This window comes from Metabacillus indicus LMG 22858 (assembly GCF_000708755.2).
Classification (GTDB): Bacteria; Bacillota; Bacilli; order Bacillales; family Bacillaceae; genus Bacillus_P; species Bacillus_P indicus.
Map to the genome: position 1 here is coordinate 693070 of NZ_JGVU02000002.1, position 14749 is coordinate 707818.

A 14749-nucleotide genomic window follows, 5' to 3' on the forward strand; every position below is an offset into this window, starting at 1 on the left:
ACTAATTGATTACTAGAGGTGAAAAAAATTGAACAAATTACTTGCTAAGGGTTTTTTAAATAAGCATCTTGGCTTTTTTATTTTCGCGGTAGTCTTGCTGTGGATTAAAACCTATGCTGCTTATCAAACTGAATTTACACTAGGCATTGATAATGCCATTCAGCAATTTCTGCTGTTTGTCAACCCGATCAGCTCTGCTGTTCTTTTTCTTGGATTAGCTCTTTTTGCAAAAGGAAAAAAGGCATTTATCTGGATGATCATTATTGATTTCCTTATGTCCTTCCTATTATATGCGAACCTTGTCTACTACCGTTTCTTTAATGACTTTATTACGGTTCCAACATTGACGCAGACGAAGAATGCAGGCGATCTAGGACAAAGTCTTGGAGCTCTTGTTAAGCCATATGATGTCCTGTACTTCCTGGATGTTATTATTTTGATGATTCTTGTATTCGGTAAATTCGTCAAACCTGAAAATGTTCGAATGAAAGGCAAAAGAGTAGCGACTGTAATCGTTTCAGCTTTTGTTTTGTTCGGGGCAAATCTTGCTCTTGCTGAAATGGACCGTCCGCAATTACTGACACGGACATTTGACCGAAACTACCTTGTGAAATACCTTGGAATGTACAACTACACGATCTATGATGCGATTCAAAGTTCCAAGTCTTCTGCTCAGCGCGCACTTGCTGACAGCAATGACGTCACTGAAGTACTCAACTACACAAAAGCGACACAGGCCAAGCCTAACCCTGAATACTTCGGCAAGGCTGAAGGCATGAACGTCATCTATATTTCACTTGAATCGCTGCAGACTTTTGCGATTGATTATAAAATAAACGGCGAAGAAGTAACGCCATTCTTGAACTCACTGACGAAAGATAAAAATACTCTTTACTTTGATAATTTCTTCCATCAAACAGGCCAGGGTAAAACGTCTGACGCCGAGTTTATGGTAGAAAACTCATTATACCCTCTTCCGCAGGGAGCTGTATTTACAACAAAAGCTGAAAACACGTATCAGGCAGCACCGGCAATCATGGATCAAAAGGGTTATTCGACCGGCGTATTCCACGGCAACTACAAGTCGTTCTGGAATCGCGATGTGATGTATAAATCACTTGGATATGAACAATTCTTCGACGCTGAGTATTACTCAATGAAAGAAGAAGATGTTGTAAACTACGGATTAAAAGATAAACCATTCTTTGAAGAGTCGATTCCGCTCCTAAAATCAATGGAGCAGCCGTTTTACACGAAGTTCATTTCATTAACAAACCATTTCCCTTATCCGATTGAAGAAGATGAGGCAACCATTGACCCTCATACAACCGGAGACGGATCTGTTGACCGCTACTTCCAGACGGCACGCTACATGGATGAATCTCTTAAGCAGTTCTTTGAAGACCTGAAGAAATCAGGCATGTATGACAATACAATGATCGTCATGTACGGTGACCATTACGGAATTTCAGAAAACCATAACAAAGCAATGTCTCAAGTAATGGGCAAAGAAATCAACGGCTTTGAGCACGCACAGCTGCAGAGAGTTCCGCTCTTCATTCATGCCCCTGGGTTAAAAGGCGGAGAGCAGCACCAATTCGGCGGCACAGTTGATATTCGCCCTACTGTTCTTAACTTGCTTGGCGTTGATACAAAAGACTATATCCAAATGGGTACAGACTTAATGTCAAAAGACCACCAGCAAGTTGTACCGTTCAGAAACGGAGACTTCGTTACTCCTGAATTCTCTTCTGTTGACGGCAAGTTTTACGATACAAAAACAGGAGAGCTTGTAAAAGAAAACAAAGAAATCAAACAAACGGAAGAAATGGTAGACAAAAAGCTGACAATCTCAGATAAAATCGTCTACGGTGACCTTCTCCGTTTCCACACTCCTGAAGGCTTTAAAAAAGTTGATCCTAATCAGTACCGCTACATGGGTCCTGATGAAAAAGAAGAGTAATCAAAAGCTGATGAGATCTCATTCTCATCAGCTTTTTTGTATTCAGTTCACGATAGCCCCGCAGGCAATCCGGTTTCCTGCATTTCCTGCCGGATCCGTCTGATAATCATCTTTCGACTCGTGGATAATCAGCGAGCTTCCATCCTCATCAAGCAGGGAATTCTTTTTCCCCTGCATCAAGGTAACATCCGCTGTCTGCAGTTCTACATCCACCTTCCCCTTCTCGTTAATTTCAATGTTAGGAAGATCTCCTGCATGATAGCCTTTTGGATTGTCGAATCCATGCTGTTTTTTCTTCGGATTAAAATGACCTCCCGCCGTTTTAAAATCTGGTTTATCGCACTTTCCCGTTTCATGGATGTGAATGGCTTTTATGCCTGGCGGCAGCCCTTCCGCCTTCAGCCTGATTGATACGCCTTTTCCCGTGTCAGTAAATACGGCCGTTCCAATTTTAATACCCTCGCTGTTTATCATCTCTGCTGTAACCGGAGCAGCAGTACGCCCGCTCACAGGTGCTGACTCCTCACTTGAAGCTGAGCAGCCGCTAAGCGCCGTGACAGCAGACAGTAACACCGCTGATACAATATGTTTTTTCATGATCCAGCCTCCATTTCAAAAAATTCTCTAGTAGGTTGTGCATAATGGTGGGATTTTAAAACGGAGTGAGTGATTATGTGAATCTTTCTTGAGTGTTTTCTTTCTCTGAATGGGGTTGTACCGGTTTATTGAGAGAACCATATGTAAGGCTTTTTTTATGCTGGGAGGTTATATCATGTGGGTTTATGACCCTTTAGATACTCTCCTTCATGCTGAAGGGTTATATCATGGCTGCTTATGACCTTTCACACATTCTCTTCCATGCTGAAGGGTCATATCACGCGGGCTTATGACCTTTCACACACTCTCCTTCATGCTGAAGGGTTATATCACGCCTGCTTATGACCTTTCACACACTCTCCCTCAATCTGAATGGTCATAACTTATTTCTGAAATGCAAAAATATAAGTCTTTTGCAAACAACGTCTTCATTATTAAAAACAAAAAAATCCGCTCCCTCTTTTAAAAGGAACGGATTTCATAAAGCACAGCAGCTTCTTATTTTAAATATCTTTTAGCTCCCAGGTATCTTGCTTTCCAGTAGGAGTTGTCAAGCTTCGAAACGGTAACACCTGATGAGCTTGCGTGAATAAATTCACCATTTCCTAGGTAGATCCCCATATGGGATGGACCTGCTTTATAAGTAGTGAAATAAACGAAGTCACCTTTTTGCGGCGAGCTGACAGACGTCATTATGTCCCAGTAGCCTGCAGTGCTCAGGCGGGATACGGACGTTACTTTGTTCAGTACATAGTACATATAGCCGCTGCAGTCAAAACCTGACGGTGTATTGCCGCCCCAGCGGTACGGAACACCGATGTGTTTTTTGGCTTCGGCAATCATTGTGTCTATTTTACTGCTTGCAGATGGCTTTGTTTCTTCCACTTCTTTAGGCGGCTGTGCGCCTGAACCTTTAACTTTGAGAACCTGTCCTGCATATATGGTATCAGATTTCAGATTATTCATCGCTTTCAGTTCAGCTACAGTCAGATCAAATGCATTCGCAATTTTACCGAGATAGTCGCCAAGCTGAACCTTATATGTAGAAGTTTGATTCACCGGTGCTGCCGGTTTTGGACTCTGCACAGGGGCTGAAGGTGCAGCTGAAGGGGCTGATTTGCTGACCTTTAAAACCTGACCAGGCCGGATCAAATCGGATTTAAGACCGTTCCAGCTTTTCAGCTCGTTTACAGATACCTTATGTTTTGCTGCAATGACCCATAGTGAATCACCTGATTTGACAGTGTATGCAGCCGTTTCCGCAGGCGTTTGCACCGGAGCAGGTTTTGCCGCTGAGGGCTTAGAATTTTGAACACCTGAAATTTGAAGGACTTGTCCAGGGTAAATCAGATCACTCGTCAATTTATTTGTCTGTTTAATCGTTTGGATAGTTGTTTTATAGTCACGTGACAATTTCCACAGCGAATCGCCTTTTTGTATGGTTACACTTGCTGCTGAAGCTGCAGAACCAATGAGGCCTGAGCCTATGACAGCTGAAGCAGTCAACCCGAGAATCTTCTTTTTCATCTTCTGCTATGTACCTCCTTTTTTCTTACTTCACTATTTTAATAGATTAGGGCATTAATTACTACAAATTTCTAAAAATAGTATGATTTTCTTACTTTTTACGACGGAAAATGTCAATTTTATCCCGAAAAATCCCCGTAAAATGACATACTGATGCTTTTTTCCCTGGAGCATCTTTTGTCTCAGGAACATATACTATTTAAAAGGAAACAGGGTGTTTGGGATGGCAAAAAGATCAAGAGGCAAGACTTTATGGAGAATGGCATCACGGGCCAGGGGAACGTGCCCAATATGCGGAACACAGCGTATTAAGCTCCTTTACCCGAGCCTTCAGGACGGACAGAAGCTGACAGTCTGCAAAAAGTGCAGAAATAAATAAAACGAAAAAAAGAGAGGTCTCACCTCTCTTTTTACTTGCTTTCACTTAAACCAGCAATCTCATTTCTCTGAAAATACTTCATACCGTATAAAATGACGAGCAGGAGCGAAAGCGTGCCGAATATAAGGACCATAAACTGCAGTCCAATCGTATCAAGAAACAGCCCTGTACCCAGCAATACGATCTGAAACATGACCCGGTCAAGCATATTCCTGAATGAAAAGAAGCGTCCGTGATACTCTTTTGGTATTTTTGTCTGAAAGATGGTTGAAACGATTGGGAAGAAGCATCCGACGCCAAGTCCAAATACCCCAAACGAAACAAGTGACATCCACATAATATCACTGAAGAATAAACTTAAATGAGCAATGGAAATAACGAGCGCAAAGACAAACAGCATGTGAACAGATGAAAAACGGTGCGTAATTTTCTTAACGAAAAAGGCGCCGATCATAAAAGCAATTCCCTCTACCGTATACAGCAGTCCTTTAATGGATGTGCTGTCCTGCAGTTCACTGATGTTGATGACCATGAGATTAAAACCGCCGATAAAAAGCACTGGTATAATTGTCAGGACAAGCGCTGTGATCGCGATAGGCGCAGCCTTCAGCACCGGAAGAACTTCTCTGAAGGAACCCGAACCTCCTGTACCGTTCTTTTCTTTTTTCTCTTCCTCAAAATCAAGCAGGAACGTTGCTCCGAACAGTATGGCATAGGCAGCCATAGAAAGAGCATAGATGGATGTTAAACTCATAAAGACAAGCAGTGCCCCTGCCAGTGCCGTCCCAATGACCCTTGCAATGGTCGCAACGTTCATATGGACCCCGTTCATCTGTATCAGATCCTGATCCTTGACGATAATCGGAATAACAGCCTGCAAAGCAGGAAAATAAAAAGCAGCCGACAGCTGAATGCTGATCATAAACAAAACCATAAATAAGAGTGAGTCAAGACCGATTGCAATAAACATAAACACGACACTCACCATCCGCCCGAGGCCGGAGTAGATCAGCACCGTTTTTTTCGAACAGCTGTCAATCAGTCTCCCCGCCAATGGACCGACAAGCACTCCGGCAAGCAGACCAGTAAACAGAATGAGCGATTTCATAAAGTCTGATGGTACATTTTTCTGCATGAACTCAAGGTTACCAATAATTCCAAACCACAGTCCCAGTCCGGCAATGAACTCTCCGCTAAGCACAATCCAGACATTTTTATTTTTCCACATCGTATTGTCCCCGTTTTCTTAGCTGATCCAGCTGAATATTTTCTATCTATACTATAGCACCGGCTGATTTATTTCGCCACACGAAAAAAGTTGCTTTTCATACGAAAAAAAGAGACCGTTTTTGGTCTCTATTAAATCATTGTATAAAAGTTGATTAAGAACGCAGCCGTAATGACATACATCATCCAGTGAAGCTCTCTCACTCTGCCTGTAAATACTTTTAGGAGTGTATAGGAAATAAATCCGAAAGCCACTCCTTCCGCGATGCTGAATGTAAGAGGCATCATAATAATCGTTAAAAAGGCAGGTATCAATTCTGTCAGATCATCAAAGTGTATTTCCTTCAGCTCTGTCAGCATGAAGGCGCCGATGATGACAAGGACAGGAGCGGTAGCTGCATTTGGAATGAACTGAATGAGCGGTGTGAACAGGAGTGTCAGCAAAAACAGCAGCGCGGCGAAGACTGCTTTCAGACCCGTTCTTCCGCCTTCTGCAATTCCGGTTGCATTTTCAATATATGTGTTCATGGCTGTGCTGCCGAAAACGGCGCTTATCATGGTGCCGAGTGCACCTGTTGTAAGTGCACGCTTCATATGAGGTGTTTCACCGTTTTCATCGGTCAGATTGGCTTTTTTCGTCAGCCCGATTAATGTAGCAAGCGTGTCAAAAAGTTCAACAATCGTGAATGAAAAAATGACTGAGAAAATCCCGTATCCGATGGCTGCCATAATATCCAGCTTCAAAAACGTCAGTTCAACAGAAGGCCAGTCCGTCGAAAAGATGTCGCCTGCTGATGCCGGAACAGGCGAATGGCCGGTTGCCATTGAAAGAATGGTAATAATAAAAATGCTCAAAATCAAGCCGCCTTTGATGTTTCTCGAAACGAGAGCGGCTGCCAGTATAAGTCCAAGAAGCGAAAGCCACGTACCTTTATCCGAGATGTTTCCCAGTGCAACATAAGTGGATTCATCAGGTACAATAATTCCTCCGTTTTTCAGGCCGATAAAGGCTACAAAAAGGCCGATTCCGGCTGTAATCGATGCTTTAAGCGTTTTTGGGATAGCCGAAACAACTTTAGAACTTACCCCGGTAACCGAAAGCAAAAAGAAAACGAGTCCCGAGATAAACACAGCGCCAAGTGCTGTTTCCCACGAAAGGCCCTGTCCAAGCACCACCGTGTATGTAAAAAAGGCGTTGAGCCCCATCCCCGGGCCGATGACGATCGGCAAATTAGCCCACAGACCCATGAGCATTGTTGTTAAGACGATAGCCAAAATGGTACCCGCAAGTGCTGCCTCTTTCGGCATCCCCGCTTCTGAAAGAATAATCGGGTTGACTAAAATGATGTAGCTGACAGTCATAAATGTTGTCAAAGCTGCCAGAAATTCCGTCTTAACGGATGTATTCCGTTCATCAAGCTTGAAATAATCATTCAGGAGTGAACGGGATTTGCTGCTGTCTTTCATGTCTATTCTCCTCCTCAAGTTATGAAGAGCGCTGTCTTACTATGATGAAAGTTCAATCAAAGAATAAAGGCAAAGCTCGTCAATTAAAAACTACATTATATGCTTTTTTTCAAAAAAAGAAAAGCCTTAATCCGAGCTGAACGGATACAGCCCCCCGTCAATCGCAAAGGACATTTTCCCCGTTTCTTCTGATACAACTAAAGCGATGGCGTCTGTTTTCTCTGTTATGCCGAGTGCGGCACGGTGCCTTGTCCCCATCTTTGTTCCAGAATTTTTAATGGAAAGCGGGAGCACGTTTGCTGCTGAAACGATTCTTGTGCCCGAAATAAGCACGGCCCCGTCATGAAGAGGATTTCCGGGATAAAAAATGCTCTCAAGCAGTGATTCTGTTAGCTCTGCATTTATCTGAACCCCGTTTTGAAGTAACCCCTTCAGCGGATCTTTCCGTTCAATCACGATTAATCCGCCATGCTTATGCTTTGCAAGCTCCTGAATGACTTTGGAAAGCACCTCATAGTGCGGTGTATATTCGGACAAATAGGCCTGAAGATAATAAGACGAAGCCTGTGCCTGCAGCTGCTGGAAAGTTTTATGCAGCTCATCGAGTTCGCACAGGAGGCAATAATTTTTCACATGCAGCGAGGACATAAGCTGCTCTGATTCTTTTATGATCACGCCAAGCTGATGATAAATATGTTTTTTAATCGGGTCCAGCGGTTCATGTTCCACTCCGCACTCTCCTCTCCGGAAAATCTTTTTTAGTGTTTGAAACGAAGAGTCATCTCATGCAAGAAATTCCCAAAAACGGTTAATACTAATAAAAATTTTCGGGGAGGGTTTACCGTGACTGTTATGAAAATTGTTCAATATTTGTTCTCTGGAATGGGTGTCGTCATCCTTGGTTTCTTCTATTATCAAATGTTTAAACCGCAAAAAAAAGAGATGGAACAGAAACCGAAATAATGACTGGCCATTCTCTTTTCGTGGTATAATTCTTTCGTTACTCTACAGAAACGGAGAAGGCAGCCATGAAACAAACATATACGTTATGGGATAAAAGCAAACAGTTCTTCCACATTCTGCTTCCAATCTTAATTACACAAGTAGCGCTTTATTCAATGAATTTTTTTGATACCACGATGTCCGGAAAGGTCAGCCCTGGAGATCTTGCAGGTGTTGCCATCGGTTCAAGCGTATGGGTTCCGGTTTATACAGGACTGAGCGGCATTTTGCTTGCTGTCACTCCAATTGTCTCTCAATACGCCGGCGCAAAGCAAAGAGACAAAATTCCGTTTACCGTCATTCAGGGACTATATTTGTCTGTTCTTCTTGCTTCAGCAGTTGCACTCGCCGGATTTTTTGTCTTGGATCCGATCCTGCATTCAATGAACCTGGAAGATCATGTACGGGAAACAGCAAAATATTATCTTGCGGCGCTCGCTTTAGGAATACTTCCGCTGTTTTCTTACAATGTTCTCCGGTGCTTTATAGATGCGCTGGGCTTTACACGGGTGTCAATGTTTATTACCCTGCTTTCCCTGCCGATCAATATCGTATTTAACTATCTGTTTATCTTCGGAAAGTTTGGCTTTCCGGCTCTTGGAGGCGTGGGAGCTGGTGTAGCTTCTGCGATTACCTATTGGTCGATTATGCTGATATCCGTTTATGTCGTTCATAAAAAAGTTCCCTTCTCAGATTACGGCATTTTCAGCAAATGGTATAAAGCTTCCGTCAAGGCATGGGTTGAGCTTTTGAAGATCGGCATTCCAATCGGCATTGCCATTTTCTTTGAAACAAGTATTTTCGCCGCTGTGACCCTGCTCATGAGCACTTACGATACCGTGACGATCGCTTCCCACCAAATTGCCCTTAATTTTGCTTCACTCCTGTACATGCTCCCGCTGAGCATATCTATGGCCCTCACCATTGTCATAGGGTTTGAAGTCGGAGCAAAACGCTACAAAGATGCAAAAGAATACAGTTATCTGGGAATTGTGCTTGCTGTTTTGCTCTCGTTGCTGACAGCTGCTGTCATTTACTTTTTCAGAAGCGAAATTGCAGGCATTTACACAAATGACCAGGTTGTTGTCGCCCTATCGGCACAGTTTTTGATTTACGCCATCTTCTTCCAGCTTTCCGATGCGATTGCTGCTCCTATTCAGGGAGCGCTCAGGGGATATAAAGATGTAAATGTTACGCTATTAATGGCCCTGGTCTCCTACTGGGTGATCGGACTGCCAACAGGATACTATCTTGCAGCAAACACAGATTTCATGGCCTTCGGCTACTGGATTGGCCTGATTGCAGGACTTGCAGCAGCGGCAGTAGCTCTTTCTGCAAGGCTCTGGTTCATACAAAACAGAGTATATGGTGAAAAACAGCGGGGCTGAGCGTTTTCTGCACTTATTCATATAAACAAAACCCCCGGATCTACCGGGGGTTTTGTTTATAATCAGAACATTTTTTATCAGCTGGATTTGATAACGATTGAAAGTTTGTAGTTCGCATACAAATTCAAGCCATTTAGGAATTCATCCAGGTCTTCATTTTTATGAAACTTACATTCAATTAAGTAACAGCCTTCCCCGCTTATTTTATAAAGACTGGAGACATCTTTTTTATCAATAAACTCAAGCAGGGGTTTATGATTTTGGTTTCTTGTATAAACATTGATAAATGCATGAATCAGTTTTCCTGTTTTCTGATCATTTACATGGATGGTATAACCTTCGATAATGCCCTCTTCCTCAAGTTTGAGTACTCTGGCTGATGCTGCCTGACCAGTCAAATGAACTTTTTTGCCCAGTTCTTTCATCGTTATTCTTCCGTTTTTTCTAAGCTCCCCAATGATTTTAAGGTCCGTAGCATCCGGCACGCGGCAAACACCCTTTCAATAATCAAGCCAAATCGCCTAAAGACTTGATTTTATCTATGTATTACCTTCTGTCTGTATTTTATACTAATACAGAAAAGTTGAGAAGGAGGAACACAATGTACATTCAACAAATACGAAACGCAACTTTAAAAGTGCAATATGCAGGTAAAACTTTTTTGATCGATCCATTTTTCGCAGAAAAACACTCGATGCCTCCGTTTCCAAACACACCAAATCAGAATAGGAGAAATCCGCTTTTGGATCTTCCTGTACCGGTTGAAGAACTCATACACGCTGATGCTGTAATTGTTACACATTTGCACCCTGATCATTTTGATCAAGCTGCCGTCGAAGCTTTGCCTAAAGACATAACCACACTTGCGCAGAGTACAGAAGATGCAGAAGAAATCCGTAAATATGGTTTTACTGGGGTTTCAGCCATTGATGATGTTCAGTTTTTTGAAGGAATTAGGCTGATGCGTACATCAGGACAGCACGGAAGAGGAGACATCACTAAAATGACAGGGCCCGTTTCAGGGATTGTCTTTAAACATGATAATGAGCAGACGTTATATGTTGCCGGAGATACGGTCTGGTGCAGCGAGGTCGAATCAGCACTCAATTTTCATCAGCCGGATGTTGTGGTTGTAAACGGAGGTTCAGCTCAGTTTCTTGAAGGCGGCCCTATCACAATGACAGCTGAGGACATTATTGCTGTTAAGGAAGCTTCTCCTCAGGCCGAGGTCGTCGTTTCACACATGGAGGCTTTAAATCACTGCCTTTTAACCCGCAGTGAGCTTCACCTTATAATTAAAGAGAAAAATCTCGGCAACACTGTTTTTGTGCCTGCGGACGGGGAAACTCTGAAATTTTAGAAACAAATAAAAAACGAGGGCGGAATGAAATCCGCCCTCGTTTTTTTAGTCGTTCCATTTATATGTCCAGAAGATTTCCTTCTCAATCCATTGTGAGACTTCAGGATCTTTGTTCTTGAATTTCTCTTCCATTTGCTTCAGCATGCCTTCTGTCTGGCTGCGGTGAGCACGCAGCGCGTTGAGCTTCATATCAGCAACACCTGTAATATCAATTGTCACATCATGCTCGCCAAGAACCTCCGTACGGTTGCGGGTTATGGCGATGCAGTACGTTTCAGGTCTTTCTTCAATCGGCTTTCTCTTCAGGGCATGAATGACTGCTTCCCCAGTTGCATCATGATCCGGATGGACCCCGTGACCCGGATAAAATGTCACGACAAGCGTCGGTTTGATTTCATCAATGATTTCTTCAATGATATCTGCAAATGTGTCAATGTCTTCAAATTCAAGCGTCTTATCGCGAAGACCGAGCATTCTCAAATCCTGCACATTAAGCGCATCACATGCATCCTTCAATTCTTTTTTGCGGATTTCAGGCAGCACTTCTCTATTGGCAAACAGAGGGCTTCCCATGTTGCGGCCCATTTGTCCAAGGGTTGCACAAGCATAGGTAACCGGAATTCCTTCTTTTCGTTTTAAAGACATTAATCCCCCCACGCCGAATGATTCATCATCCGGATGAGGCAGGACAACTAATACATGTTCTCTCATCTTTTCTTCTCTCCTTCTACTCAGCAAACGGTGTTTCGCTGATCTGAAGCGCGATGGCAAGCTTTCCGTCGCGGTCATGCCCAGCCATCAGCAGCTGATTGTTTTCATTGTAAACCCAGTCAGTCAGACCTTCTGCGTAAATCCAGCCATGATCCATTTTAAGTCCGACCCGGTATGGGCCCTGTCCTGTAATTTTTGCCTGGTTAAACGATACTTTTGCATTTCGGATAAAAGCAACGACCGTCATGTTATTTTCATTCATATGGGCAGAATAGGCGCCAGTTGTTGTTTCAAGATGCACATATACTTCTTTGTTTACTAAAACATCCAGGTATTTCTGAATATCTTCTTTGGAAATTGGGACCATGTGATTGCTCCTTTATGTAAGTACTATCCGTTCTTCTGCTACTTTTATATGCAGGTCCATCAGTGCGGCTTTCTCCTGATCACTGAGTCCGGATGCTGAAATGCGCTTCATAGCGGAAAAGAATTTCTGCTCCGGCTTTTTGCGGAGCCTTGGATGGGTGTGTTCATCCCTGAGGTCTCTTTCAATGGCGTCACAAAGAGTCTTCATTTCGTCGGATGAAGCCTCCAGACTGCGGTTTGACCAAAGGTTTCTGTATGCATCAAGCAAGCTTCTATCAAAACTCATCTTCCTCAACCCTTCCTGCAAGTCTTATTGTATACCTAAAATTCATTTCAATGAAAGAAAAAAGCCTCGCACAGGGGCAGGCTTTCCTACAATTCCATTGTTTTCTTTTTTTTCCATTTCCATGCGCTTCCCTTCACGTGTGAGAAAGAGAATAGAACAAGCGCAGACCAAATTAGTGAGAATGTAATGATTTCCGTTCCTGAGAACGATTCATTGTAAACAATAACCCCGAGAAGCAGTGTAATTGTCGGGGCGATATACTGCAGAATACCGACCATAAATAAAGGAATGTGCTGTGCTCCTTTTGCAAACAGCAAAAGCGGAACAGCCGTGACGATGCCCGCTCCGATTAAAAAGGCATTTGTTGCAGGGGACCAGTCAAAAAAGGCTGACTGGCCTTTTGCCGCAATCGAGAAAATATAGATCAGAGCTGCCGGCATAACCATCAATGTTTCAAGTGTAAGCCCTATTGACGCGTCAAGCTTGGTTACTTTTTTCGTGAGGCCGTAAAAACCAAAACTTAAAGCAAGCACGATAGCAACAAATGGAAACTTCCCGTACTGAATTGTCATAAACAGCACTCCTGCGGCTGCAAGGCCAAATGAAGCATATTGCCACTTATTAAGGCGCTCTTTCAGGAAAATCATTCCGAGCAGAACACTGATTAAGGGATTAATATAATAACCGAGACTTGTTTCAAGAATATGGTTGTGGTTCACAGCCCAAATGTAGAGATACCAGTTTATGCTGATCAGCACAGATGAAAGAACAAGAGATAAAAGCAGCAGCGGTTTTTTCAGCATGCGTTTGATCACTTCCGCGAGCTGTCCCCACTGTTTTTTCATCTGGATCAGGAACATCATGAACAAGAATGACCAGAAAACACGGTGTGCCAGAATTTCCTCAGATCCAACATGCTCAATCAGCTTCCAGTAAATAGGGAGAATCCCCCATAAAAAATAGGCGAGTGCCGTATGCATCAAGCCTGTCTGATAGGTATCATATTGTTTTTGTTTCATTTTTACAGCACCTTCCTTTACAAGCAACATGCCCATTATAATCCTGAAACAAGGATTGCGACAAGAAAAAAATCTTAACCGTTGCCCTGAATCATTCATATAGTGAACTATACCTGCAAAAAAGGGCGTGACATGCATGTTTCCCTGGAATAAAAAATTCCCTTTCAATCAGACAGACGCACAGATGCCGGATGCCTTTAAAAACATGAACCCTAAAAATGTGGAGGATTATATACAAAACATTATGGGCAACGTTTTTGGCGAAGGATTCCAGACTCAATTTCCCTATCAGGGAAATGTAGCTCCGTCAAAAACACAGCAGACTGTCTCCCGGAAGCCTGAACTTTTTGAAACGAACGATCACATTTTTGTGAAAATCAGTGCAACGGAAGAACAGGCTTCAAACCTCAGAATACAGCACAACAGCAATCAGCTCTTCATTATGAACTACCCGGAGAACGGCGGGCAGGAAAAAATCATCCTGCCGTCACTTGTCAGGAGAAAAGGCACAAGGGCTTCTTACAAAAATGGTGTTCTGGAGATCCGAATGCAGAAAAATGAAGATCTTCAAATGTCAGAAATTGATGTTGTGTCAGAAAACTAAAACCCCGGCAATAATAATGGACCAGAGAATATACGCTCTCTGGTCCATTATTTATCAGCAGAATCGATTTCGTCAGTATGGTCCTCCCGGGTATGGTCCTCCCGGATAGCCCGGATAGCCGCCCGGTCCTGGGTATCCTCCATAAAATGGAGGCGGTGGCGGCGGATAATAATAAGGTCTTGGATAGTTAAACAAGGCACTGCCAAGAAATCCTCCAAGCAACCCTCCTACAAGCGGCGCTCCAAATCCAAAAAAGAATGGTCCTCTGTTGCCTCCGCCTCGGTAGCCTCTGGCTGGATAGTACGGGTACATGCATTCCCCTCCTCTTTATTGCTTACCTTATAAGGGTATTCACCTAAAAGGTTTTGGAGTGGGCACATGTCTTAAAAATCCGAAAATAATCACTTGCTGTTTACGGTGTTTTCAACAGAGCCGTCCTTCAGATGCACAACTAATGAACAGTCGTTGTTTCTTACAAGCTCCCTTCCTTTTTCAACAGCTTCCTGTTTGGTATCAAATCTGTAGCTCGCCCTCTTGCTTCCCTCTTTTTTAACCATCCATCCTTGTTCGTCAGAAACAACATGATATTCTTCTTTTGAATGGCTGTCATCCGGACTGCTGCCGTCTGCCCATTTTTCAGCCTGAGACAAGGCAATCGGTATGGCACGGCCTTCATCATATCCGTCATCTACAAGTGCATTTCCAATTTCAATTGCTTTGTCTCGCGTTTTTGCGGGCAGGTTTTTCATTGATTGGGGATAATCCTCTTTAGTCCATGGCATTTTCTTCATTCCTTTCCGATTTTTTCTTATCTATTACCCGCCCTGCACGAATGCAAACAGAGTTGTCCAGT

At 43.2% G+C, this 14749-nt stretch carries 16 protein-coding genes; 4 read left to right on the forward strand and 12 right to left on the reverse strand.

The window, feature by feature from the left end; translation table 11 throughout:
* Window positions 1–28: 28 nt before the first annotated feature.
* Complete coding sequence (locus AZ46_RS06590; RefSeq protein ID WP_029280805.1) at window positions 29–1963, forward strand: LTA synthase family protein; 1935 nt, start codon at window positions 29–31, stop codon at window positions 1961–1963.
* Window positions 1964–2005: 42 nt separating this feature from the next.
* On the opposite strand, the gene AZ46_RS06595 is transcribed toward AZ46_RS06590, so the two are convergent.
* From AZ46_RS06595 to cdaS, 5 genes are all read right to left on the reverse strand, one after another.
* Window positions 2006–2560: a superoxide dismutase family protein gene (locus AZ46_RS06595; RefSeq protein ID WP_029280803.1), complete on the reverse strand. Its 555-nt coding sequence runs from the start codon at window positions 2558–2560 to the stop codon at window positions 2006–2008.
* Between the two features lie 498 nt (window positions 2561–3058).
* On the reverse strand, window positions 3059–4087 hold the full coding sequence (locus AZ46_RS06600) for a C40 family peptidase (protein ID WP_029280801.1): 1029 nt from the start codon (window positions 4085–4087) through the stop codon (window positions 3059–3061).
* Window positions 4088–4497: 410 nt separating this feature from the next.
* A complete protein-coding gene (locus AZ46_RS06605) occupies window positions 4498–5694 on the reverse strand; it encodes an MFS transporter (protein ID WP_029280800.1) in 1197 nt (398 codons plus the stop codon).
* 131 nt (window positions 5695–5825) lie between these two features.
* The gene (locus AZ46_RS06610; protein WP_029280799.1) at window positions 5826–7160 is read right to left on the reverse strand and encodes an NCS2 family permease; all 1335 of its coding nucleotides are present in this window, start codon (window positions 7158–7160) and stop codon (window positions 5826–5828) included.
* A 126-nt stretch (window positions 7161–7286) separates the two neighbouring features.
* Complete coding sequence (cdaS, locus tag AZ46_RS06615; protein ID WP_051827199.1) at window positions 7287–7889, reverse strand: sporulation-specific diadenylate cyclase CdaS; 603 nt, start codon at window positions 7887–7889, stop codon at window positions 7287–7289.
* Between the two features lie 299 nt (window positions 7890–8188).
* On the opposite strand from cdaS, the gene AZ46_RS06620 reads away from it, so the two are divergent.
* Window positions 8189–9550: an MATE family efflux transporter gene (locus AZ46_RS06620; RefSeq protein WP_029280796.1), complete on the forward strand. Its 1362-nt coding sequence runs from the start codon at window positions 8189–8191 to the stop codon at window positions 9548–9550.
* Between the two features lie 77 nt (window positions 9551–9627).
* Here the strand turns inward: AZ46_RS06620 and AZ46_RS06625 are convergent, their stop codons facing one another.
* Window positions 9628–10035, reverse strand: a complete 408-nt coding sequence (locus tag AZ46_RS06625; protein ID WP_029280795.1) for an Lrp/AsnC family transcriptional regulator — start codon at window positions 10033–10035, stop codon at window positions 9628–9630.
* A 116-nt stretch (window positions 10036–10151) separates the two neighbouring features.
* On the opposite strand from AZ46_RS06625, the gene AZ46_RS06630 reads away from it, so the two are divergent.
* Window positions 10152–10910: an MBL fold metallo-hydrolase gene (locus tag AZ46_RS06630; protein WP_029280793.1), complete on the forward strand. Its 759-nt coding sequence runs from the start codon at window positions 10152–10154 to the stop codon at window positions 10908–10910.
* Window positions 10911–10955: 45 nt separating this feature from the next.
* Here AZ46_RS06630 and bshB2 read toward each other — a convergent pair whose 3' ends face one another.
* The 4 genes from bshB2 to rarD all read right to left on the reverse strand — a co-directional run bounded on the left by bshB2 (window position 10956) and on the right by rarD (window position 13292).
* On the reverse strand, window positions 10956–11621 hold the full coding sequence (gene bshB2, locus AZ46_RS06635; RefSeq protein WP_029280791.1) for a bacillithiol biosynthesis deacetylase BshB2: 666 nt from the start codon (window positions 11619–11621) through the stop codon (window positions 10956–10958).
* A 16-nt stretch (window positions 11622–11637) separates the two neighbouring features.
* Entirely contained in the window at window positions 11638–11988 is a 351-nt protein-coding gene (locus tag AZ46_RS06640) for a YojF family protein (RefSeq protein ID WP_029280790.1), read from the reverse strand.
* 12 nt (window positions 11989–12000) lie between these two features.
* The gene (locus AZ46_RS06645) at window positions 12001–12273 is read right to left on the reverse strand and encodes a hypothetical protein (protein ID WP_029280788.1); all 273 of its coding nucleotides are present in this window, start codon (window positions 12271–12273) and stop codon (window positions 12001–12003) included.
* Window positions 12274–12359: 86 nt separating this feature from the next.
* Window positions 12360–13292, reverse strand: coding sequence for an EamA family transporter RarD (gene rarD, locus AZ46_RS06650; RefSeq protein WP_152554726.1), 933 nt, complete (start codon window positions 13290–13292; stop codon window positions 12360–12362).
* A 136-nt stretch (window positions 13293–13428) separates the two neighbouring features.
* Here rarD and AZ46_RS06655 point away from each other — a divergent pair, with 136 nt between their 5' ends.
* Window positions 13429–13896, forward strand: a complete 468-nt coding sequence (locus tag AZ46_RS06655; RefSeq protein ID WP_029280786.1) for an Hsp20/alpha crystallin family protein — start codon at window positions 13429–13431, stop codon at window positions 13894–13896.
* A 72-nt stretch (window positions 13897–13968) separates the two neighbouring features.
* Here AZ46_RS06655 and AZ46_RS06660 read toward each other — a convergent pair whose 3' ends face one another.
* Window positions 13969–14208 (reverse strand): hypothetical protein, encoded by a 240-nt coding sequence (locus AZ46_RS06660; protein WP_029280784.1) that lies wholly within the window; start codon window positions 14206–14208, stop codon window positions 13969–13971.
* 89 nt (window positions 14209–14297) lie between these two features.
* Entirely contained in the window at window positions 14298–14678 is a 381-nt protein-coding gene (locus AZ46_RS06665) for a DUF2188 domain-containing protein (RefSeq protein WP_029280783.1), read from the reverse strand.
* Window positions 14679–14749 lie beyond the last annotated feature (71 nt).

Coding starts and splice junctions, on each gene's coding strand:
- AZ46_RS06605 (WP_029280800.1), bottom strand. CDS start 5,694: ATGTGGAAAAATAAAAATGTCTGGATTGTGCTTAGCGGAGAGTTCATT.
- AZ46_RS06595 (WP_029280803.1), bottom strand. CDS start 2,560: ATGAAAAAACATATTGTATCAGCGGTGTTACTGTCTGCTGTCACGGCG.
- AZ46_RS06645 (WP_029280788.1), bottom strand. CDS start 12,273: ATGAGTTTTGATAGAAGCTTGCTTGATGCATACAGAAACCTTTGGTCA.
- AZ46_RS06665 (WP_029280783.1), bottom strand. CDS start 14,678: ATGCCATGGACTAAAGAGGATTATCCCCAATCAATGAAAAACCTGCCC.
- AZ46_RS06640 (WP_029280790.1), bottom strand. CDS start 11,988: ATGGTCCCAATTTCCAAAGAAGATATTCAGAAATACCTGGATGTTTTA.
- AZ46_RS06630 (WP_029280793.1), top strand. CDS start 10,152: ATGTACATTCAACAAATACGAAACGCAACTTTAAAAGTGCAATATGCA.
- AZ46_RS06610 (WP_029280799.1), bottom strand. CDS start 7,160: ATGAAAGACAGCAGCAAATCCCGTTCACTCCTGAATGATTATTTCAAG.
- AZ46_RS06655 (WP_029280786.1), top strand. CDS start 13,429: ATGTTTCCCTGGAATAAAAAATTCCCTTTCAATCAGACAGACGCACAG.
- AZ46_RS06600 (WP_029280801.1), bottom strand. CDS start 4,087: ATGAAAAAGAAGATTCTCGGGTTGACTGCTTCAGCTGTCATAGGCTCA.
- bshB2 (WP_029280791.1), bottom strand. CDS start 11,621: ATGAGAGAACATGTATTAGTTGTCCTGCCTCATCCGGATGATGAATCA.
- rarD (WP_152554726.1), bottom strand. CDS start 13,292: ATGAAACAAAAACAATATGATACCTATCAGACAGGCTTGATGCATACG.
- AZ46_RS06620 (WP_029280796.1), top strand. CDS start 8,189: ATGAAACAAACATATACGTTATGGGATAAAAGCAAACAGTTCTTCCAC.
- AZ46_RS06660 (WP_029280784.1), bottom strand. CDS start 14,208: ATGTACCCGTACTATCCAGCCAGAGGCTACCGAGGCGGAGGCAACAGA.